The following is an 18,536-nucleotide window of genomic DNA, read 5'->3' as shown; positions in this document are numbered from 1 at the left end:
AGCTGAGACACTTTTATGTAGATAAAGGTCCGTTACGCTTGTGGAGCGTTTGGGGTGTCTGGGGAAATTGCGAGACTCCTGCGGCAGTAGGAGCCTAGGGGAGACCCCGGAAGGAGCGAACGCGACTGAGGAGGCTCCCCAGCTCGCCGCGGAAAGCGAGTGATTTCCCCAACCGCCTTAGTCTCAAATAACGCAAACGGAAACATTCTCTCAGCTTTGAGTCTTCAACAATCCTGCTCTATACTTGAACAAGCTTATTATAAAGAATAACAATATTAAACTTTACAAAGCCATTCCTATAAATGATTCTACTTACGTGAACACAAAATTTTAAGAAGACTTTATTCCCTGGGAAATCTGTAATTGTGCAGAAAAGTCAACTATTATCTTCTCATAAACACAAAAAGGAGCTAATCTAATTAGCTCCCTTTTTATTATGAGATCAATTGCACTTGAATTTTATGTCCTTCTTGGTCTTTAAAGTAAAACGTTTCCCCAGGAGTCCCTTCTTCTATTTCTACTCCTGACTGTTGAAGAGATTTAAAATCCTCTTCAAGGTTTGTGGAACCTAATGTAAATGGATGCTCTATCACGTTATGAAGATCACTTGGTATCTCAACGAGGGTAATCCCCAAATGATCGAGGGTTAATGCTCGCATCTCTCCATACATTGGTGTATGGAAAGAAAAGTCATATAACTGATCCACATTCAAATGAGTCTTATACCATAATGATGCATCCTCTAAACTTTTTACAGGAAGAAAATATCCGCCTAATTTTGTGACAGGATTCTTTGCTTTTGCTTCCTCTTCCCATCCTACAATGCCAATTTGTATATTATTCGGATCGGTCACCTCGTAACAAAGCATATCAAAGAAATCATCAATGTCTGTTAATTTAGCCCCTTTTAAGAATAAATCTCTATGTAAATATTGCGGTTCGTACACATTAATATTGAAAGGACTAAACGGGTATTCTTGTGTCACGTTACTTTTATAAAAAACTAAATCCGCACCTTCGGCAAATGAAATGGTCACTTCTTCTTGATTTCCTTTAGCCTCTAGCTGCAAATGATTCTTATACCATTCCTTTGTTTCTTGTAGGTTCTTACACGGAATGCGTATTGAGTTCAGTTGTTTTATTGCCATATTATTCACCTCTCCAGTTTTCTTACCCACTTTTTCACTTGATAAACCGTATAATATAAGAATTAAATTTTACTGAATTTTATAACAATTATACACTCTCTTACGATAAAAGAAAACCACTCTGGAAATGAATCGTATATTACGGATGTCTTTCGAAAAAACTATAGATGGAGGTGTTCAAACTGGAACATATTAAAGCGCTTGGGATCAAGTGGGTTATTTTAATTGCTGCTGTCTTCCCAATCTATGGGGTAATTGCCGGGGCTTCCTTAGTAAATGTTTTTCTTATCACATTTGTATTACTTGGAGTAACTTATGTAATCGGAGATTTATTTATATTAAAGCGGTTTGGGCTTATTATAACTTCAATCGCAGACCTTGTATTAACGTTTAGTATCCTATATCTATTTGGCAACGTGATTAATGGAATAACTACACAAACTATACTACCTGCTATTGCAGGAGCTGGATTCATTGTTGCCTTTGAAACGTTCTTTCATATTTACATGGAAAATCGCGTTTTGCACCTTGGACCACATGTGTATGACAAACGCCGCCAACTATTGGTTCCAAAAAAATTGCGTGTAGAAGCATCTGAAGAATTATTCCCATATGAAGCACAACGAAAAGAAGCGCAAGAAGAAGATACTCACCGGCCCGAAGAATAAGCAGCCAGTCTTTACCTGGCTGCTGTTTTTATGATTTAACATCCATACTCTAGCATGAAAATTTCTTCATTCGTCACCTTTATTTGTCCTTTATTCACAGTTTGAATTTTTTCACTGTGAACTACGTGGTTTACCATTGTTTGCTGCCATGGGGCTGATACCCAACCTTTTTTGTTTAATTGCTTATAAGACAACATTCGATCACTAAGTATGGTTCCTTTTCCATCATACGAAGTTGCTTCCTCATTTGAAGTGAAAATATAATGCTGATCTACAATAAAAGTAACAAAACGATCGCTTTGTGAAATTTTTATAGGGATATTGGTATTCCCTACCTCCGGAACATGGCTATTACTAATCGGTTCATACGAGAACGAAATGTTCTCCTTTGTGTGAGGTAACCAATACGTTTCTTCAACTTCTTCTGCTAAAGTCGGTCCACCAGATATATGCGTATCATGTAGACATGTGTCCACAATATGTCTGAATGTAAAGGCCTTATCTTCAACAAAATCTAAGTATGGCTGGATCCAAACGTCTGGATTAAGGAGAAGAATTTCAGCTTCACTAATAATCATATAAGAAAGATGTCCTGTGCTTGGTCGAATAAACTGGTAGACCTCTCCTCCATCTGTTAGCTCACCTACTTGCACCGATTCGATATACATTGCCCATTCCTTCATACCGCCTTTAACATAATACATTTCAATACCTAGTTGTTGCTCGAGTGTAGTAACTTGATCGAGTGAAGACTCTTCATCTTCCCCCAGTAGAATGGCTTCGAGTTCTTCATTCATGATTCGCTTATCGTTAAAATCTTCCTCAATCCTTAGCATTTCTACTGGAAAAGATAACTCTTTTGAGTACGTTTTGTTACGACCATCAATCAATACAAATAGCTGCCCTTCCCGACATCGCTTATACAATTGACGCGGTGATAATGATTGAGCCATAGTACCCCTCCCTATTCACTTCTTGTCTTCTTATTTTGGCAGTGGTAATCATTTCTATACCATTAGAATTGGACCTACATAACTCTACGGTTTTCCTACCCCGGCAGAATTGTTGAAAACTCGAAACTGAGAAACTCTATTTTTTATGGGTCCGTTACGTTTATTTAGAGTTAGGTGTGCCTGGCTATATATTCTCTAACGGCCCCGCTGCTTGAGCGTGATGGTGTACACTTGAATCTACACATGGTTTGTTTCCGTTTCTCTGATTATGGAAAGGTTAACGGAAATGTTCTCAGCTTTGAGTGTTGTGCATAAAAAAGGGGTGGCTTATATGGAGCGAGTGAATCTATTTATTAACAGGTACTTGTTTAAAATAGCCACTAAAAAAGCGAAACCCTATAAGGTTTCGCTTTTAGCTTGAAATTCTTTATTAAAGTATAAGATCCCTTTTAAAGAAGGTACTTACTTATTTGTCAACGCTACCTTCCCATGCTAGCATGCCGCCATCCATGTTGATGACATTGTAGCCGTTCTCTTCCAAGAACGCTGTAGCTTTACCACTACGTCCACCAGAGCGACAAACCATTACATATTCTGTGTCTTTGTCTAACTCATCTTTACGCTCATCAAGAGAACCAAGAGGAATATGCTTAGCTCCTGGAATTTTCCCTTCTTCAACCTCTTCAGGTTCACGTACATCTACGATATTAATTGCTTCGTTACCTTCTACTTTTTTACGAACTTCTTCTGGTGTAATGTTTTTCATTATTAATTCCTCCTTCATATTAGTTCCAGGCGTTTATACCGCCACGAATATTTGTAATGTGTGTAAATCCTTGTTTTTTTAACAATCGAGCTGCCGCCATACTGCGTGTCCCACTTTGACATAGTAACACGACTTCTTTAGACGAATCCAACTCGCTTGAGACTGATTTCAAGGATTGAAGCGGGATATTGTTGAATCCCTTGATTTGGTTTCTATTATACTCCCCAGGGGTACGAACATCAACGAATTGATCTGCCTTCTTTCTGTTTCGTAATTTCTCTTTAGCTTCTTCTGGAGAAATCTGTTCTACACCCTTTGGTGGGATTATTGTTTTAACGATAAAATAGATTGCTATTCCAACTAGCAAAACTGTTATAATTGTATCCAAAGAATCCTCCCCTTACCTCTTCTTTTAACCCCTATGGGTATATTTTAATAGGTGGGGAGGTATTCGTCAATCCCCTTCTTATTTTGTTGCAACAATATAGTATACTTCATTGTTTAGATGTCCAACTTCAACGTCAAACCCTTCTTCTGCTACTTTCTCAGCCAGCTCGTTAGAGGCAATTCGATGTGCTTTAGGTGGCCCCTGCTCCCCATCAACTTTTTCCCAATCCAAAATAAGGAGACGACTGTTCTCCATTAGAATGCGATAAACTTCCTTTAATGTTTGATGAAGATCAGGTACTTCATGCAATACGAAAGCCGTTAGCGCTCTGTGGAACGAAGCATCCGGAAGATTTAAAGAGTCTAAACTACTTTTCATACGCTCTATATTTGTAATGCCTTCCCCTTCAGCCCTTGAAGCTAACAGTTCCAACATTTCAAATTGCAAGTCGACTGCCGTAACGCGGTCTTTCGTTTCTTGAGCAATAGGTAATGTTAAATACCCATTACCAGCACCTAAATCGGCAACTTTCTCTTCACCTGATAATTGAAGTAGTTCTAAGACCTTTTCAACAGGTACCGTTTCTTGGCGAGTAGGGTCTACTAGCTTTTCAGCTTTTTTCGGATCAAATACCTCTCCTGCCATGATGATGCACTCCTTTTTTATCTAAGTTAAATTGTGTTCTCATTCACTACTGTAGTTTTACCAATTTAGAAGAAAAGCTAAACATAGACAATGGTCTTTAATGTAAGTAAGGAGCCTTTTAGAGATCCTCGAAGGAAAACCAGTGATCCCAATTCTAGCCAGGATTAAGAAACCCATTAAAAGTCCTTAACCAAACATAAATAAATAAAAAAGGGCTACCCTAGCGGCTTCCCTTCATTTATTTTATAACCTATTTTTCCTTCTTAATCGTTTCCGGACAGATTTACTAATAATCATAATATAGAACATAACTGGCGCAGCTACTAAAGTGACAGCATGATCCGTTATGAGGTTCTGCGAATATAAAAGCATCAAGGTTGCTAAAATGGTTAAAGCCCCTAAGTCGACCCACTCATACCACTTCATTTTTGTTCACCCATTTTTTATTTATGGTATGTGAGTTTGAATGAAAACGGTACTCTTACTACCCTCTGCTCACTGCTTTTTTTGCTGACACTGCAGCGAATGTTATGGTAATAGCGCATGCAATCGTAATGGCAATAATTCCTTTAGCAATACCCCAGAATTTCCACCCATCTATCAAAACCGTCCGCATGCTTTCAAAAATATACGTTGTGGGGTTAATGGTAGCCGCTACCTTTAACCAAGAAGATTCAATGAGCTCATAAGGTACAAACGTTGTACTTAGAAATATTAAGGGAAAGAAAATTAGTGTACCCGCTTGAGCAGCTTGAGCGTTTTTTGTTTTTAGAGCGATTCCTGCTGAGTACCCCGCAAAAGCCAGACCCCATCCGACAGCTAATAGTAAAACAACGAGCACGCCTAAAAAACCCGTAGCTACTTCAAGCCCCATTAAGAAAGCAACAATAAGAATTAATATGGTTTGAACAAATAACTGCAACATACCGGCAATAATAGGACCAAGAACAATGGATAGTCGTGAAGCAGGTGTGAGCAGAAGTCTTGAGAAGAAGCCATTTTCGATATCCTTCACAATTCCTTGCCCCGCTCCCCCTGCACCACCGATCGCTGCTGAGACTACAGAAACTGGCAGTATAAACGCTAAATAATTCGCCCCTTCAAACGCAGGAAGCTGGGATATACCACTCAATCCACTGTCGTAGACAAGGAGAAAGAAAGTAGAAATTAGTAAATTAGGAATAAAGGAAAACGGACTCCGAAGCGTAGTTAGAACACTTCTCTTGGATAATACCCATATATCTTTTAATAATCCATTACCCATGTTCAACCTCTCCTCTCTTTCGTTCTCCTTCTGCTGTAATCTTTAGGAAAATATCATCAAGAGTAGGCGTGTTGACATTAATGGTTTGAGCGGCCAAATCTTGCTGATCTAATAATCGGACGATCTCCATTAGCCGTTTCGCACCATCTTGAACATATATATTCAATTCTGTAGTATTCTTCACATAATCAGCATCAGGCATATGTTGTGTAATAGCTGCTTCTGCTTTTTCAGCTTCTCCTTCATTTTCGAAAGTCATTGCAATAATATCGTTACCAATTTGGGCTTTTAACTCCTGAGGTGTGCCCGTTGCTACGATTTCTCCATCATCGATAATAGAGATACGATCTGCTAACGTATCTGCTTCTTCTAAGTATTGCGTAGTGAGGAAGATTGTTGTTCCCTCTTCTTTATTCAATCTCTCTAAGTAGTCCCATATGCTCTTACGATTAGAAGGATCAAGCCCTGTAGTAGGTTCGTCTAAAAAGAGAATTTTAGGCTTGTTAACTAATGTCAGAGCAAGATCCAATCTCCTTCTCATTCCTCCTGAGTAATTTCCGCAAATCCGGTCAGCAGCTTGTGAAAGCTGAACCACTTCAAGCAATTCATTTGTTCTCGATTTAGCTTGTTGGTTGGTAAATCCGAATATCCTGCATTGGAGATGCAACATCTCTCTTCCTGTTAAACTTGGATCAATTCCTGTTTCTTGAAGGGCCACGCCGATATGCTCACGTACCTCCTTAGGATTTGTAAGTACATCTTGCTCTGCAACATACACTTTTCCAGCAGACGGGCTAATTAGTGTTGTGACGATTTGCACCGTTGTAGATTTCCCAGCACCGTTAGGTCCTAAGAAGGCAAAAAACTCCCCTTCTTCAACCGCAAAACTTACATCCTTCACCGCTTGAACATTCCCTTTTTTAAAGGTTTTTGACAAGTGTTCAACGTAGATCGTCCCTTTCACCATATTCATAAACTCCTTTCCTGACTTAAGTACTATATTCCATCTCACTCTCTTCTTTCCTCTTTATTCAAAAAATATCACCCTTGGATATGTTTCATACTTTTAATCTTAGTAATGTTTAAAGGTACATTAGTAAGGGTACATTCAATAAAATAGTTAAGATAAAGAAAGGATTCACTTTGACATGGAAAATGTATTACAACTCTATATATACATAGCTGTAATTCTGAACGGTTTAATCGGATTAATTAGCTATAAAAAAAGCCAGCACCAATTTGTACTAGCTACTGGTGTTACTCATATTATTTTAAGCATACCTTTATCCTGGACGTTTGGACCACTAGTTTTTGCCATTGGAACGACTCAAGTCTTTTACGGTATTATTCACACACAATCTCGAAAAGCTATAGAATAAAAAAGGGGTGCCCTCTACTTTGGACACCCACCCCCTTAATTATTTGACTTTCTTACACGTTTCTCAATAAACCAACAAAGGTCCTCTACGGTTTTAAAGTATTGAAATTCTTCTCCATAAGGAACTTCATCCAAGCCGCCGCCTGGCAAATCCCAATAATTCATTAATTCACCGAACGAAGAACGAAAACGGTCACTTTCCCCTTGGAAAACGTAAGAGAGTGGAGTTTTGGTATTGATATTCTCAACCGGCTTCTCAAACTCTTTCTGTAAGTTTTCATTTACGTACTTTACTACTGTTAAGTAGATTTCGTAAATAACCCCTTTATTCCCTGCAGACTTCTTTAAATCTTTTCTCGCTCGTCTAGTTTGAAAATCGATCAATTCCCCCATGAGTTATCCTCACCTTTTTTAAGAACTAAGCAAAAGCGTAAAGTTTTAGTGACAAGCGTCAGAACTATAACAACTCCTCTACAATGATTAGACAATTATTCTACGAATCTTGTAATATTATACAACTTTTAATGTTATTTCAATAAAGCTATAATGGTACTGGTACTTAGCATTTTAGAAGAGGGTACTGAGTGAAGAATCTGCAGATGATTTGTTTCCAAGAGGTCAAGAGGAAACACGTGCTATAAGGAAGTAATTGATGTTATACATTATATCCTAACACAAAGCAGGACACTTTTAACCACTATACCATTTGTTTCCTATATTATGTAACCCGTCTTTTAATAATAATTGTGTTTTCTTAATATAGATTTTACTATTCGCCTGAAATAATAATTTTACACTTATTGTTCCTCACTATAAAAAATTAAAATCATATTTTTTGAAGAATTGCTTCAATAAGAGGTACCATAAAAGTACAAATGAATGGTGAAGGAGATCTATGCTATGAATCAAACTCTAGAAACTCTATTGCAACACCGCTCAATTCGATCATTTACGGATAAGGTGTTAACAGAAGAGCAAATTAATACCGTTGTGGAAGCAGCCCAAATGGCTTCAACTTCTAGCTATATGCAAGCTTACTCAATTATCGGAGTCACAGATCAAGAGAAAAAGGAAGAACTAGCGGATATAACAGGACAGTCGTACGTTAAAGATAACGGACACCTTTTCATTTTTTGTGCTGACTTATACAGACACCAAATTCTTGCATCTGATTTACAAAAACAAGACATGATTCAAAATATCGAGAACACAGAACATTTTCTCGTGTCTTCGATCGATGCTTCACTTGCTGCACAAAACGGAGCCATTGCCGCTGAATCAATGGGGCTTGGAATGTGCTACATCGGAAGTATTAGAAATAACATCGAGCGCGTAGACCAACTATTACAATTACCAACACACGTCATCCCGTTATTTGGTATGGTTGTAGGTTATCCAAATAAGCAAACCGAACAAAAACCACGCCTACCAAAACGAGCAGTTTATCATGTGAACACGTATAACAAGGACCAATCCGATGACCTACGTACTTTTGATCAAACCATACAAGAATATTATAAGAACCGTCAGCAAAACTCACGATTGGACTCATGGACAGATCAAATGATTCGTCGTTTCAGTCATCCTATGAGAATGGATGTTAGTGATTTTGTTCGATCCAAAGGATTTAACAAGCGCTAACTTAGTCTTTAGTCCGTTTTAATGTGTTTGCTACAATAGTGTAAAACCTTTAAAGGATAGGATAAGATGGATCAACTTATACAAGAACTGAACCAAGCCAATCATATTACAGTATTAACGGGTGCAGGTGTAAGTACAGCAAGTGGCATCCCTGATTTTCGCTCTTCAAATGGTATTTGGACAGAAGACGAATCACGGGAATACTTTATGTCTAATCAATATTTTCACTTAGACCCAAATGATTTTTGGAAGAAGTATAAAGATATTTTTCAACTTAAACTTCTACGTAACTATAAGCCAAATGAAGTACACAGTTTCATTCATAGTCTCGAGGAAAAAGGGAAAAAGGTTGCTGTGATCACGCAAAATGTGGATGGATTACATCAAAAAGCCGGTTCCTCAAACGTTATTGAGTATCATGGTTCCTTAACCACTTCAACTTGTCCTGGTTGTGGGGCTTCTTATGATATGGATTACATCAATAACAGTGTGGTTCCCCGTTGTGAACGTGAGACGTGCGGAACTATATTGAAACCTGATATTGTTTTGTTCGGAGACGCCATTACAGAGCACGATCGAGCTGAAGCAATTATTGACCAAACCGATCTTGTACTTGTTTTAGGAACATCTCTCCTTGTAATGCCCTTTAACTTCTTACCGGAGTATGCATATTCGAGAAAGATCCCAACGGCTCTTATTAACCGAGAAGAAACTCCTAAAGACCGCTTATTTCACTATGTCATCCATGATGATTTGATTAGCACCTTACAACAGATTGAAGGTCAATTAACTTAATAAAAGTTCATTAACTATTTAGTATTAATCTACAGGAAAACGAGTTGTCCAAAAAGCCTGACCTAGCTACATACAGCAAGGGACTAATCTCTGGTTTCCTAACGCATTTAAACAAAACAAGCCGCTTGCGTATGCAAGCGGCTTGTTTATTAAGATGTACCTTTAGCCATATTAAATTTCTTAATAAGAGGCTTAATGGTCAATCCTTGTACTACTAAAGAGAAAAGTACGACAGAGAACGTGAGAAGCAATATATCTTCGCGTCCAGAGAAATCAGCCGGGAGACTAAGAGCTAATGCTATGGATAAACTCCCTCGAAGACCAGCCCAGTTCACAAGGAATCGCTCTTTCTGAGTCAGGTGTGAAATATAACTAGTTGCTGTATAAATCGCAATCGTTCGCCCAACTAAAACAATAACGATTGCCAACGCAATAATTCCCCATTTTCCAGTAAAATCAACCTCACGAATTTCAATTCCAACCATCAAGAAGATAATAGAATTAGCCAGCAAAGTAATCGTGTCCCAAAAGGTATTTATATTAACCTTAGTCTCTTCTGACATTCCTATTTTCTTTCCGTAACTACCAAATAGAAGTCCTCCAATTACTACTGCAATAACGCCTGATACTTTAAAGTGCTCGGCAATAAAGTAACTTCCGAAAAACAATAGCATAGACAGAGCAATTTCAAGAGGGTAGTCATCAAAAATGCGAATAACCTGGGAAAAGATAAATCCGATTACTAAGCCAACAAGCGCTCCTCCAATGGCAAATTTCAAGAATAAGAAAACTCCACTACCAACTCCAGCAGCGCCCATATCCATATACGTTAACAAATAGATAGAGGAAATTTTAAACAGCACTACTGCAATACCATCATTGAATAAAGACTCACCTTCCATAATGGTGGACATTTTCTCTGGCACACCAAGATCTTTAAAGATGGAGATTACACTAATTGGGTCAGTCGCACTCATAAGAGCTGCAAATGTAAAGGCTACTACTATCGGTAAACCTAGTAGAAAATATACACTAAACCCAATCACTACAAACGATATAAAAGTTCCTAAAAAGGCAAGCGATAAAACCAATTTTTTCATTCCATATAAATGGTGAAATGGCATTTTGAGTGTAGCATCACCTAATAAAATAGGTAAAAAAAGTGAAATAATAATCGCCTGAAAAACTGAAGACTGAGTTATGTAGGATTCCGCTTCTTCGATGAAAGGAATCTCAGTCACCCCTAATAACACTCCAACAAGTACAAGTGCGATTGAATAAGGCTCTTTTATGAGCTTAGCAATCCCAATCACGGTGATCGAGATAGCTAGTAACACTAATATCTGCATAAATACTTCATGAAACCCGTGCATTGAACTAGCCTCCATCCACTTCTAAAATTCATGTCATGTTGTATTTAGCTTTACCTTACTAACAAATCTGATGCACACTCATTAGAAGAATACCCTTTCAAATCTTATCCATAACCTTCCTTATTTATCATTTGCACTCATGTAACTATAAAATGTATGGATCTCTATAATATAAAAAACAAGCTGACTCAATTAGAGCCAGCTTGTTTTTTATATTTACGGAATAAGTGTCAAGGTTTCCCCCTCAGGCTTATTTAAAATCGTTTTATGATACTCCCCATTCACCCAGTCTTCACGCTGATCATGATACCAAGGACTTCTGAAGTGACCGGACTGACCTGGGCCTACAATATGAGAAGCTGTAGTGAAGTCAGTTCCATCTAAGACAAACCGCCAGGACGCACCATGGTTTACTAGACCACTTTCTTCCTCATAACTTGCTGCCATAACAGTAACTTGGCTTCCCCCGACGGGTATTGGATCTTCACTATTAAAGAACCTGTCTAAGAATGAAATAGAAGATAGAGGATGTTTGAAAGCCACCCTGTGGTAGTCTCCCCACTCCCACTTCTTTGTCTCTTCTCCGTACTGCTTGGTTAAAGAAGTTACCGTTTGTGTAAATGTCTCTTCTATTAAACGCTGTATCCCTCCCTGCTCTTCCACCCACACTGTTTCTTTACCTGCATATGCCTTTCTTAGCAGTTCATCTGTGGTTTGACCTTTTCCTTTAAATAAGCGATCCATTGAATGTGGAATATCACTATATAGGCGGTCCATAATCGTATTCATCCAAGTATGAAACAGAAGAGGCTGAGGGGCGCTTACATCGTCAACATAATCCCATCCCTTTAACAATTTGACCGCTTCTCTCTCCCTTTGTGACAACCCTTCAGACCCTATATAGTTTAAAAACACCGGGACAAACTCACGAGCTTGGAGATTTACCTGATCCATCTGCAAGTCTTTCATGTCTTCTTTTGTAAAATCACTTCTTGTTTGAAGCACCTCATCAATGCGCATATAACGATAAGGTTGAGCCCAATTATTTGATATGTGGTAGGGATATTGTTCACCAACAACTTTATTGTTTGCAGTCGCGATGAACCCTTTCTCAGGATTCATAACTGTAGGTAATTCTTCAAAAGGAATAAATCCCCTCCATTCATTATCTTCTTCCCAACCTTCTAACGGCAAAAGGGCATCTGCTCCATTTTCATAGATCGGGATCTTACCATTTGCTTTATAAGCGATGGTTCCATCCTTACTCGCAAACACAAAGTTTTGGGCTGGAACTAGGAATTTCTCTAACCCTTTCTCGAATTCCTTCCAATTTGTAGCTTGGTTGATTTCAAGGATCGCCTCAAGCTCAGTCGAAGCATCAAGGGCTGTCCACCTTAAAGATAGAACCGTTCCCTTTCCACTATCTTCTGCGAATTCTGATAGAACTGGACCATGCCTCGTCTCCACCACCTCATATTCAACAGATTCTTCGTCTTTTACTTTAATTGTTTCTTTAAACACTCTTGCTTTTTCATAACTACCCTCATAAAGATATTCATACTTATTATCTGGATTCCTCTTTTCCAGATAGAGTTGTTGTACATCTGGCCCTGTATTCGTTACTCCCCATGCTATATCTTTGTTATGTCCTAAGATAATACCTGGAATCCCTGCAAATATAACCCCACTTACTTGGTAACCAGGTGAATCTAATTTCATTTGCAACCAGATTGAGGGAGTTGCTAACCCTAAATGTGGATCATCTGCTAACAAAGGATTTCCCGATTTTGTTTTACTTCCGCCCACCACCCAGTTGTTACTCCCGTTGAACGCATGCGGAATAATTGCACTCTCGAAACTTGATTCAATATCTATTTCACCCTCATTGATGATCGTTGGCGCTTCTTCTGGATAGCTAGAAAACAATTCATAGGCTTTCTGTTTTGGATACTGTTGAAGCAAATAATAATGAAAAGCTTGTCTTTCCCAATGGCCACCAAGATCAAACGCCATGTATTTTCCAATCGTTAAAGAATCTATAGAGGTCCATACTTCTGGTGCTGCCCCCATTAAGGTAAACTCAATGGGAAGTGTTTGATCCTTTTTTGCTTGTTTAATATAAGCATTCACACCATCTGCGTACCACTCCATAACTTGTTTAGCTTCATCAGAATACTCATTATAAGACTTTGCAGCAGCTCTCCTAAGTCCTAACGTACGGAAATATTTATCTTGATCTAATGCTTTCATGCCCGCCACTTCACTTAACGTTCCTGATGCTTGTCTCCTAGCCATGTCCATTTGAAACAAGCGTTCCTGTGCTTGAATATACCCTTGTACCATAAATAAGTCCTTACTGTTACTTGCCTCAATATGAGGGACTCCATCTTGGTCCCGCGTTACGTTGACAGGCGCTTTTAACCCGGTAATCTGGATACTCCCGTTCGTTTGAGGTATACTTCGATTTATGTAATCGTTTACAAAAATGAGCACTCCTATCCCAGATGTAATGATAAATGCCACAAGGATCAAACTTATTTTATGCCATCTTTTTAAATACCTTCTTTTTATAGGTTTTGCTCCAACTTCCATACAGTTCCCTCCCTTACCTACATTATAATATGAATTTTCAGATAATTGTATAGTGGCATATAGAAAGCCTTAACGAACGAACCGTTAAGGCGTCTGTTCTCTTATTGTAATGAACTCAGCAAAATCTTCCATTCTTCTATAGAAAATGATTCGTTCGTGGATACAGCATATACGTTCGCACCATTTTCCCATACCACATAATCTGCCTTCTCCTGTTCCATATTCATGTGAAAGACTTGTCCATTCAACACTAATTCTGTCATATCCGTTGATTGTGATGAGATAACTTCTTTTTTGGAAAATTTCGGTCCTTGTTCAAACGTCATTTTCCCGTTGGGATAACGGATGAATGTTTGCCTTGTCAAAAAAGACCCCTCATCTACCTTTTTATAACCCATGCTGATTCGTTCGAAAGAGTCTGGTAGTACATTAAATGTAGAGACAGATGACCCGACTGTGTTTTCAAGTTCTTTAACTGTATCTACGTACGTTATGGCTTCAGGGAAAGCGACAGTCTCCTGAGAAAAGGATCCTTCTGGCACAATCATATCCTCCGCCCGTATAAGACCAACCCAACTAAGTATAATAAAAAAAAGCAAACACAAAATAAGAGCGGACCCTTGAGATACTTTAATCATTGTAGAAACCTCCTCATAAAGCTAGTACTACTTTATTCAGAAGTCGTCGAATTTATGAAAATGTTTATTCAAGCACATTTATTGTCATCAATTCGAGAATCATTTACTGTATAACCATACCAACCGGTTGGTTTTGAAAGGAAGAGTGTTCTTAATGAATAAAGGTGCCTTGGCAAAAGAAGAGATTATATCGGTGGCTGCTGATGTAATCCGTTCGAAAGGATACCAATCCACTTCCATTAATGATATTTTAGTCAGTTCAGGTATCGGGAAAGGAAAGTTCTTCCATTATTTTAAAACGAAACATGATCTCGGCATAGCCGTTATCGATCGCTATATAGACACCTGGAAATCGAGAATGATCGAAGAGATTCTTCAAGGGGAATCACCTGCTAATACAAGAATTCATCATATGCTTGAGGAAACCCTTGGATCTTTCCAAGATTCTAATGTAAAAAAAGGATGTCCATTTGGAAACTTAGCCATTGAAATGAGTGAACATGACGCCTCTTTTCGTGAACGAATCGCTTTCTTTTTCCATGAATGGGCTATGGCGCTTAGTGAAACATTAAAAGATGCAAACCTCATCTCGGATCAACGTGCCTATGATTACGCTGAGCATATCATTAGCTCAATTGAGGGCGCGATTTTAATGGCGAAGGTCAAGCAAACGTCTAAACCTATTGAAAACACTGTTTGGATTTTAAAAAATACACTTTTACATCAAAGGAGTCATTCACATGAGTAATGTTCAAATGAGAGTTAAAGCCACTGCAGAAGGTGCAAAGGTAGAAGCAAAAGCTAAGAAACACACAATTATTATCGATGAGCCCGAACAGCAAGGTGGAACTGACGAGGGTGCTAATCCACTTGAAACTCTATTAGCTGCTTTAGCAGGCTGTGAAAATGCTGTAGCTAACATGGTTGCAAGTGAAATGGACTTTGACTTGCAGGGCATTGAGTTCGAAATTCGCGGAGAATTAGACCCTCGTGGCATGATGGGAACTGAAGGAGTGCGTCGTCACTTCCAAACTGTAACTGTTAACGCTCAAATTAAAACAAGTGAACCTGATGAACGTATTCAAGAATTAAAGGATAAAACAGATGATCGTTGTCCTGTATTCCAAACCTTATATAACGCAGATGTTGATATGGTTACAAACTGGACGAAAGCTTAAGTTAAACAAGAAGGCCTTTCTTTTCATAAGAGAGGTCTTCTTTTTTCATGCATCTGAAAAACCTATTTAAATGATTAGTCTATATAACTAGCGGGTAAACTTCGCTAGAGAGTAGCTAAGGCTACCAACCTTTGGAGGTGAAACAATGGAAAACATGCAAGTCAGCAATACGGGAATCGAAACTTCACGCATCGGACTAGGAACATGGGCCATTGGTGGCTGGATGTGGGGTGGAACTGACGAAGATCAGTCCATTAAAACAATCCATGCTGCTTTAGATAAAGGCGTCAAGCTTATTGACACTGCACCGGTTTATGGCTTTGGACGTTCTGAAGAAATTGTCGGCAAAGCCATTCAACAATATGGTGGCCGTGATCAAATCACACTAGCAACGAAAGTAGCAATGAACTGGAAAGACGAACAAGTTTTCCGTGATGCATCCAAACAACGCATCCATAAAGAAATTGATGACTCTCTACGTCGACTTCAAACTGACTATATCGACATTTATCAGGTTCATTGGCCGGATCCTACCGTGCCAATTGAAGAAACTGCTGAAGCTCTTTACTACTTATATAAGCAAGGCAAAATACGTTCAATCGGGGTAAGCAACTTCTCTCCAGAGCAAATGGATACATTCCGTGAAGCTGCTCCCATTCATACGGTACAACCTCCGTATAATATGTTTGAGCGAGGAATTGAAGACGATATACTGCCGTATGTACAAGAGCATGGCCTTCATACGCTGTTATACGGAAGCTTATGCCGTGGGTTATTAACAGGAAAGATGACAAAGGATACACAATTTAATGGAGATGACCTTCGAAACAATGATCCTAAATTCCAGCAGCCACGTTATGAACAATACCTAAATGCAGTGAACGAGCTTGATCAGTTAGCTCAAAATCGTTTCGACAAACGGATTATCCACCTGGCTCTTCGATTCATTCTAGATCAACCTGGTACAGGAACAGCCCTTTGGGGTGGACGTAAGCCAGAACAAATGGATCCAATTGATGAAGTGATGGACTTTAAGATTGATGAAGATACCCAAAAAGACATTGACGAAATTCTAGTTAAGAACATTAAAGACCCTGTAGGTCCTGAGTTTATGGCTCCTCCTACTAGAAGAGATGTCGAATAATAAAATCCCCCGTCATAAATAGACGGGGGTATTTTTATGCCATTTTAACAGTTTTCTAGAAACTATTTCTTCATTGTATATCAATGGTAACTTCAAAATTACTTATATAATGATGAGAATCCATTTCTGTTGAGTGAAGATAAATATCTTCTTCAGCAGGGAAATCATAAAACGTTTGCTTAAACGTGTTTCCCTCCACACGCCTTTCAACGCGATTCTCTTTATACATGTTGTTTTCACTGTCCTCTATCCAAAACGTACTCGACTGCATGGCTTCATCTTCCCCATCTACTGAATAGGTAATGGTTACATCTCCCTCTATCCTTTCAACGCTCTGTACAGTCAAATTACCCATTTCTCCTTGTGACAGGGTGATAGGCTCACCTTTCCATTTCTTCGTTGTAAAAACTACCGGCTCAACATCTTCATTCTCTAACGGTATTTTCATAAGATATGGCTTGATTGTAATGCTTTCAGGAAGATCTTCTCCATAAGGTTCCAAATCAAATGTATACTGCCCCTGAACCGTACCATCATGTAACAAAGCAGATCTACTACTTGCCCCTATACCTCTTAATACTCTACCATTCCCATCCTCTACCTGAATGTCAAAATGCTGTCCATTCTGAATGAGCTTAGAATCTTCAGGTGTAATTAATTGAAATTGAACTCTCGTAGAAGTAGATGTAAAGCTAAGCGTACTGTAACGCAAATGATTATCTTCATTTGAGAAACTTTCGTTAAGCGGAATGACCGTTTCAGCGCCCTTTTTTTCTACAGGTAGATCTACTTGCCACTGTGACCCGTTTGTTTCACCGCCAAGCGTCAAAAGAAATTCATCAGGAAGTTCTTCCGAGGTTCTAATCGACATCGTTTCGCCATAGACACCTTCTTTCAATTTCTGCCCACCAGCACCAATTCCATAGTTTCGTAATGGCTCACCATCAATCATTACGGTAGGCACACCTGAAAGGACTTGTTTGTTAAGATCAGTGGATGTATTAAGGTAGCTAATGTATATACTATTGCCATCATAAAGGGTTTCTGTAAAGATAATCGTCTGATCTCCGATGTCAACTTCTTCTCCTGCTGTGACAGTTAAGCCTTTTTGTTGACCATTCTTCTCTCCTAAACCGCCTACCTTTTCCATTACTGAGCCAATAACAGGCACACTTTGAAGAGAATCCGCAATGGTTGTAGACACCGATGAACTACTAACCACTATACCCGTAGCCACTACGGCTGCTGCAACAGAATACATCCACTTCTTCCTGCTTGCTTTCTTATTCGGTAAGGTATTTAATGTCTCTTCTATTTGTTGTTCTACAACCTTAGGCAAATTACCGTTTACCTCCTGGTCTAGCTGTTGTTCCCACTTTTCCATTGCAGCCCCTCCTCCTTAACTTGTAATTGCGCCCTTTTCTTGGCCCGACGTAGTTTTGTTTTAAGTGTATTCTCAGGTATATCCATTACTTCCGCTATCTCTTTTATTGGTAGATCCTTTATGTAAAATAACTTTAGAACAGAAGCATCTTCCTCAGATAAAGAGTAGAGCAACTCTTTCGTTTCAATTTTGCTATAACCTTCTTCTAAGCTACTACTTTCCGGCACTTGATCAAGTTGAATAACTTTTTTCTGTTTCCGAATGATGGTATAGCACTCATTCATAACTATACGAAGCAACCACGTCTTAAAATACTTTGGTTCTTTAAGAGTTTTAATGGAATGAAAAGCTTTTAGAATCGCCTCTTGTATAGCATCAGCACAATCTTCTTCTTGTTTCAGGATGGTTTTAGAAACACGATACATGGTGGTTTTGTATTCTCGGATTAACATCTCAAACGACGCTTTATTCCCTTTCCGAGCTCGTTTCACCTCTTTTATTATATTCACAAGGCTTTCCCCTTTCTGTGTTCTCATTTGTTAGAGTCACATGCTTCACAAAAAGTTTCAGGAGTATAAATT

The 18,536-nt window shown here is 38.8% G+C and carries 21 protein-coding genes; 7 read left to right on the top strand and 14 right to left on the bottom strand.

Annotated features, from left to right (window positions below; genetic code table 11):
- Window positions 1–434: 434 nt before the first annotated feature.
- Window positions 435–1,148: a VOC family protein gene (locus IEW76_RS17515; RefSeq protein WP_188655724.1), complete on the bottom strand. Its 714-nt coding sequence runs from the start codon at window positions 1,146–1,148 to the stop codon at window positions 435–437.
- A gap of 173 nt (window positions 1,149–1,321) precedes the next feature.
- Between IEW76_RS17515 and IEW76_RS17510 the strand changes: the two genes are divergently transcribed.
- The gene (locus tag IEW76_RS17510) at window positions 1,322–1,816 is read left to right on the top strand and encodes a DUF2512 family protein (RefSeq protein ID WP_188655723.1); all 495 of its coding nucleotides are present in this window, start codon (window positions 1,322–1,324) and stop codon (window positions 1,814–1,816) included.
- 35 nt (window positions 1,817–1,851) lie between these two features.
- On the opposite strand, the gene IEW76_RS17505 is transcribed toward IEW76_RS17510, so the two are convergent.
- The 7 genes from IEW76_RS17505 to IEW76_RS17475 form a co-directional block, all read right to left on the bottom strand.
- Complete coding sequence (locus IEW76_RS17505; protein WP_188655722.1) at window positions 1,852–2,769, bottom strand: hypothetical protein; 918 nt, start codon at window positions 2,767–2,769, stop codon at window positions 1,852–1,854.
- Window positions 2,770–3,235: 466 nt separating this feature from the next.
- Entirely contained in the window at window positions 3,236–3,535 is a 300-nt protein-coding gene (locus IEW76_RS17500) for a rhodanese-like domain-containing protein (RefSeq protein WP_188655721.1), read from the bottom strand.
- A gap of 19 nt (window positions 3,536–3,554) precedes the next feature.
- Window positions 3,555–3,923: a rhodanese-like domain-containing protein gene (locus IEW76_RS17495; RefSeq protein WP_188655720.1), complete on the bottom strand. Its 369-nt coding sequence runs from the start codon at window positions 3,921–3,923 to the stop codon at window positions 3,555–3,557.
- A gap of 78 nt (window positions 3,924–4,001) precedes the next feature.
- Window positions 4,002–4,568, bottom strand: a complete 567-nt coding sequence (locus tag IEW76_RS17490) for a class I SAM-dependent methyltransferase (protein WP_188655719.1) — start codon at window positions 4,566–4,568, stop codon at window positions 4,002–4,004.
- Window positions 4,569–4,811: 243 nt separating this feature from the next.
- Complete coding sequence (locus IEW76_RS17485; RefSeq protein ID WP_188655718.1) at window positions 4,812–4,994, bottom strand: hypothetical protein; 183 nt, start codon at window positions 4,992–4,994, stop codon at window positions 4,812–4,814.
- 58 nt (window positions 4,995–5,052) lie between these two features.
- Window positions 5,053–5,832 (bottom strand): ABC transporter permease, encoded by a 780-nt coding sequence (locus tag IEW76_RS17480; protein ID WP_188655717.1) that lies wholly within the window; start codon window positions 5,830–5,832, stop codon window positions 5,053–5,055.
- Window positions 5,825–6,805, bottom strand: a complete 981-nt coding sequence (locus tag IEW76_RS17475) for an ABC transporter ATP-binding protein (protein WP_229721290.1) — start codon at window positions 6,803–6,805, stop codon at window positions 5,825–5,827. The genes IEW76_RS17480 and IEW76_RS17475 overlap by 8 nt, the downstream gene beginning before the upstream one ends.
- Before the next feature lie 175 nt (window positions 6,806–6,980).
- Between IEW76_RS17475 and IEW76_RS17470 the strand changes: the two genes are divergently transcribed.
- Window positions 6,981–7,211: a hypothetical protein gene (locus IEW76_RS17470; protein WP_188655716.1), complete on the top strand. Its 231-nt coding sequence runs from the start codon at window positions 6,981–6,983 to the stop codon at window positions 7,209–7,211.
- 35 nt (window positions 7,212–7,246) lie between these two features.
- Here the strand turns inward: IEW76_RS17470 and IEW76_RS17465 are convergent, their stop codons facing one another.
- Window positions 7,247–7,603, bottom strand: coding sequence for a hypothetical protein (locus IEW76_RS17465; RefSeq protein WP_188655715.1), 357 nt, complete (start codon window positions 7,601–7,603; stop codon window positions 7,247–7,249).
- A gap of 507 nt (window positions 7,604–8,110) precedes the next feature.
- Here IEW76_RS17465 and nfsA point away from each other — a divergent pair.
- Together nfsA and IEW76_RS17455 are read left to right on the top strand one after the other, a co-directional pair.
- Window positions 8,111–8,851 carry an oxygen-insensitive NADPH nitroreductase gene (nfsA, locus tag IEW76_RS17460; protein ID WP_188655714.1) on the top strand — a complete coding sequence of 247 codons (741 nt, stop codon included), beginning with the start codon at window positions 8,111–8,113 and terminating at the stop codon, window positions 8,849–8,851.
- 66 nt (window positions 8,852–8,917) lie between these two features.
- Complete coding sequence (locus IEW76_RS17455; RefSeq protein WP_188655713.1) at window positions 8,918–9,646, top strand: NAD-dependent protein deacylase; 729 nt, start codon at window positions 8,918–8,920, stop codon at window positions 9,644–9,646.
- A 149-nt stretch (window positions 9,647–9,795) separates the two neighbouring features.
- On the opposite strand, the gene IEW76_RS17450 is transcribed toward IEW76_RS17455, so the two are convergent.
- From IEW76_RS17450 to IEW76_RS17440, 3 genes are all read right to left on the bottom strand, one after another.
- On the bottom strand, window positions 9,796–11,019 hold the full coding sequence (locus IEW76_RS17450) for a cation:proton antiporter (RefSeq protein ID WP_188655712.1): 1,224 nt from the start codon (window positions 11,017–11,019) through the stop codon (window positions 9,796–9,798).
- A gap of 216 nt (window positions 11,020–11,235) precedes the next feature.
- Window positions 11,236–13,611, bottom strand: a complete 2,376-nt coding sequence (locus IEW76_RS17445) for a penicillin acylase family protein (protein ID WP_188655711.1) — start codon at window positions 13,609–13,611, stop codon at window positions 11,236–11,238.
- A gap of 101 nt (window positions 13,612–13,712) precedes the next feature.
- Complete coding sequence (locus IEW76_RS17440; protein ID WP_188655710.1) at window positions 13,713–14,249, bottom strand: hypothetical protein; 537 nt, start codon at window positions 14,247–14,249, stop codon at window positions 13,713–13,715.
- Between the two features lie 154 nt (window positions 14,250–14,403).
- On the opposite strand from IEW76_RS17440, the gene IEW76_RS17435 reads away from it, so the two are divergent.
- The 3 genes from IEW76_RS17435 to IEW76_RS17425 all read left to right on the top strand — a co-directional run bounded on the left by IEW76_RS17435 (window position 14,404) and on the right by IEW76_RS17425 (window position 16,571).
- Complete coding sequence (locus IEW76_RS17435; RefSeq protein WP_188655709.1) at window positions 14,404–14,997, top strand: TetR/AcrR family transcriptional regulator; 594 nt, start codon at window positions 14,404–14,406, stop codon at window positions 14,995–14,997.
- Window positions 14,990–15,427, top strand: a complete 438-nt coding sequence (locus IEW76_RS17430; RefSeq protein ID WP_188655708.1) for an OsmC family protein — start codon at window positions 14,990–14,992, stop codon at window positions 15,425–15,427. The genes IEW76_RS17435 and IEW76_RS17430 overlap by 8 nt, the downstream gene beginning before the upstream one ends.
- A 145-nt stretch (window positions 15,428–15,572) precedes the next feature.
- Window positions 15,573–16,571 carry an aldo/keto reductase gene (locus IEW76_RS17425; protein ID WP_188655707.1) on the top strand — a complete coding sequence of 333 codons (999 nt, stop codon included), beginning with the start codon at window positions 15,573–15,575 and terminating at the stop codon, window positions 16,569–16,571.
- Between the two features lie 70 nt (window positions 16,572–16,641).
- Here IEW76_RS17425 and IEW76_RS17420 read toward each other — a convergent pair whose 3' ends face one another.
- Together IEW76_RS17420 and IEW76_RS17415 are read right to left on the bottom strand one after the other, a co-directional pair.
- Window positions 16,642–17,955: a DUF4179 domain-containing protein gene (locus IEW76_RS17420; RefSeq protein ID WP_188655706.1), complete on the bottom strand. Its 1,314-nt coding sequence runs from the start codon at window positions 17,953–17,955 to the stop codon at window positions 16,642–16,644.
- Window positions 17,931–18,464, bottom strand: a complete 534-nt coding sequence (locus tag IEW76_RS17415) for a sigma-70 family RNA polymerase sigma factor (protein WP_188655705.1) — start codon at window positions 18,462–18,464, stop codon at window positions 17,931–17,933. The genes IEW76_RS17420 and IEW76_RS17415 overlap by 25 nt, the downstream gene beginning before the upstream one ends.
- Window positions 18,465–18,536 lie beyond the last annotated feature (72 nt).

It is taken from the genome of Pontibacillus salipaludis (genome assembly GCF_014642405.1).
GTDB classification, from domain to species: domain Bacteria; phylum Bacillota; class Bacilli; order Bacillales; family BH030062; genus Pontibacillus; species Pontibacillus salipaludis.
The sequence above is the reverse complement of the archived record's forward strand: the minus strand, read 5'-3'. Positions and strand labels throughout refer to the sequence as shown.

Excerpts from the sequence above, each read along its gene's own strand:
- IEW76_RS17515 (WP_188655724.1), bottom strand. The coding sequence starts at position 1,148 with ATGGCAATAAAACAACTGAACTCAATACGCATTCCGTGTAAGAACCTA.
- IEW76_RS17505 (WP_188655722.1), bottom strand. The coding sequence starts at position 2,769 with ATGGCTCAATCATTATCACCGCGTCAATTGTATAAGCGATGTCGGGAA.
- IEW76_RS17500 (WP_188655721.1), bottom strand. The coding sequence starts at position 3,535 with ATGAAAAACATTACACCAGAAGAAGTTCGTAAAAAAGTAGAAGGTAAC.
- IEW76_RS17490 (WP_188655719.1), bottom strand. The coding sequence starts at position 4,568 with ATGGCAGGAGAGGTATTTGATCCGAAAAAAGCTGAAAAGCTAGTAGAC.
- IEW76_RS17485 (WP_188655718.1), bottom strand. The coding sequence starts at position 4,994 with ATGAAGTGGTATGAGTGGGTCGACTTAGGGGCTTTAACCATTTTAGCA.
- IEW76_RS17480 (WP_188655717.1), bottom strand. The coding sequence starts at position 5,832 with ATGGGTAATGGATTATTAAAAGATATATGGGTATTATCCAAGAGAAGT.
- IEW76_RS17475 (WP_229721290.1), bottom strand. The coding sequence starts at position 6,805 with ATGAATATGGTGAAAGGGACGATCTACGTTGAACACTTGTCAAAAACC.
- IEW76_RS17470 (WP_188655716.1), top strand. The coding sequence starts at position 6,981 with ATGGAAAATGTATTACAACTCTATATATACATAGCTGTAATTCTGAAC.
- IEW76_RS17465 (WP_188655715.1), bottom strand. The coding sequence starts at position 7,603 with ATGGGGGAATTGATCGATTTTCAAACTAGACGAGCGAGAAAAGATTTA.
- nfsA (WP_188655714.1), top strand. The coding sequence starts at position 8,111 with ATGAATCAAACTCTAGAAACTCTATTGCAACACCGCTCAATTCGATCA.
- IEW76_RS17455 (WP_188655713.1), top strand. The coding sequence starts at position 8,918 with ATGGATCAACTTATACAAGAACTGAACCAAGCCAATCATATTACAGTA.
- IEW76_RS17450 (WP_188655712.1), bottom strand. The coding sequence starts at position 11,019 with ATGCACGGGTTTCATGAAGTATTTATGCAGATATTAGTGTTACTAGCT.
- IEW76_RS17445 (WP_188655711.1), bottom strand. The coding sequence starts at position 13,611 with ATGGAAGTTGGAGCAAAACCTATAAAAAGAAGGTATTTAAAAAGATGG.
- IEW76_RS17440 (WP_188655710.1), bottom strand. The coding sequence starts at position 14,249 with ATGATTAAAGTATCTCAAGGGTCCGCTCTTATTTTGTGTTTGCTTTTT.
- IEW76_RS17435 (WP_188655709.1), top strand. The coding sequence starts at position 14,404 with ATGAATAAAGGTGCCTTGGCAAAAGAAGAGATTATATCGGTGGCTGCT.
- IEW76_RS17430 (WP_188655708.1), top strand. The coding sequence starts at position 14,990 with ATGAGTAATGTTCAAATGAGAGTTAAAGCCACTGCAGAAGGTGCAAAG.
- IEW76_RS17425 (WP_188655707.1), top strand. The coding sequence starts at position 15,573 with ATGGAAAACATGCAAGTCAGCAATACGGGAATCGAAACTTCACGCATC.
- IEW76_RS17420 (WP_188655706.1), bottom strand. The coding sequence starts at position 17,955 with ATGGAAAAGTGGGAACAACAGCTAGACCAGGAGGTAAACGGTAATTTG.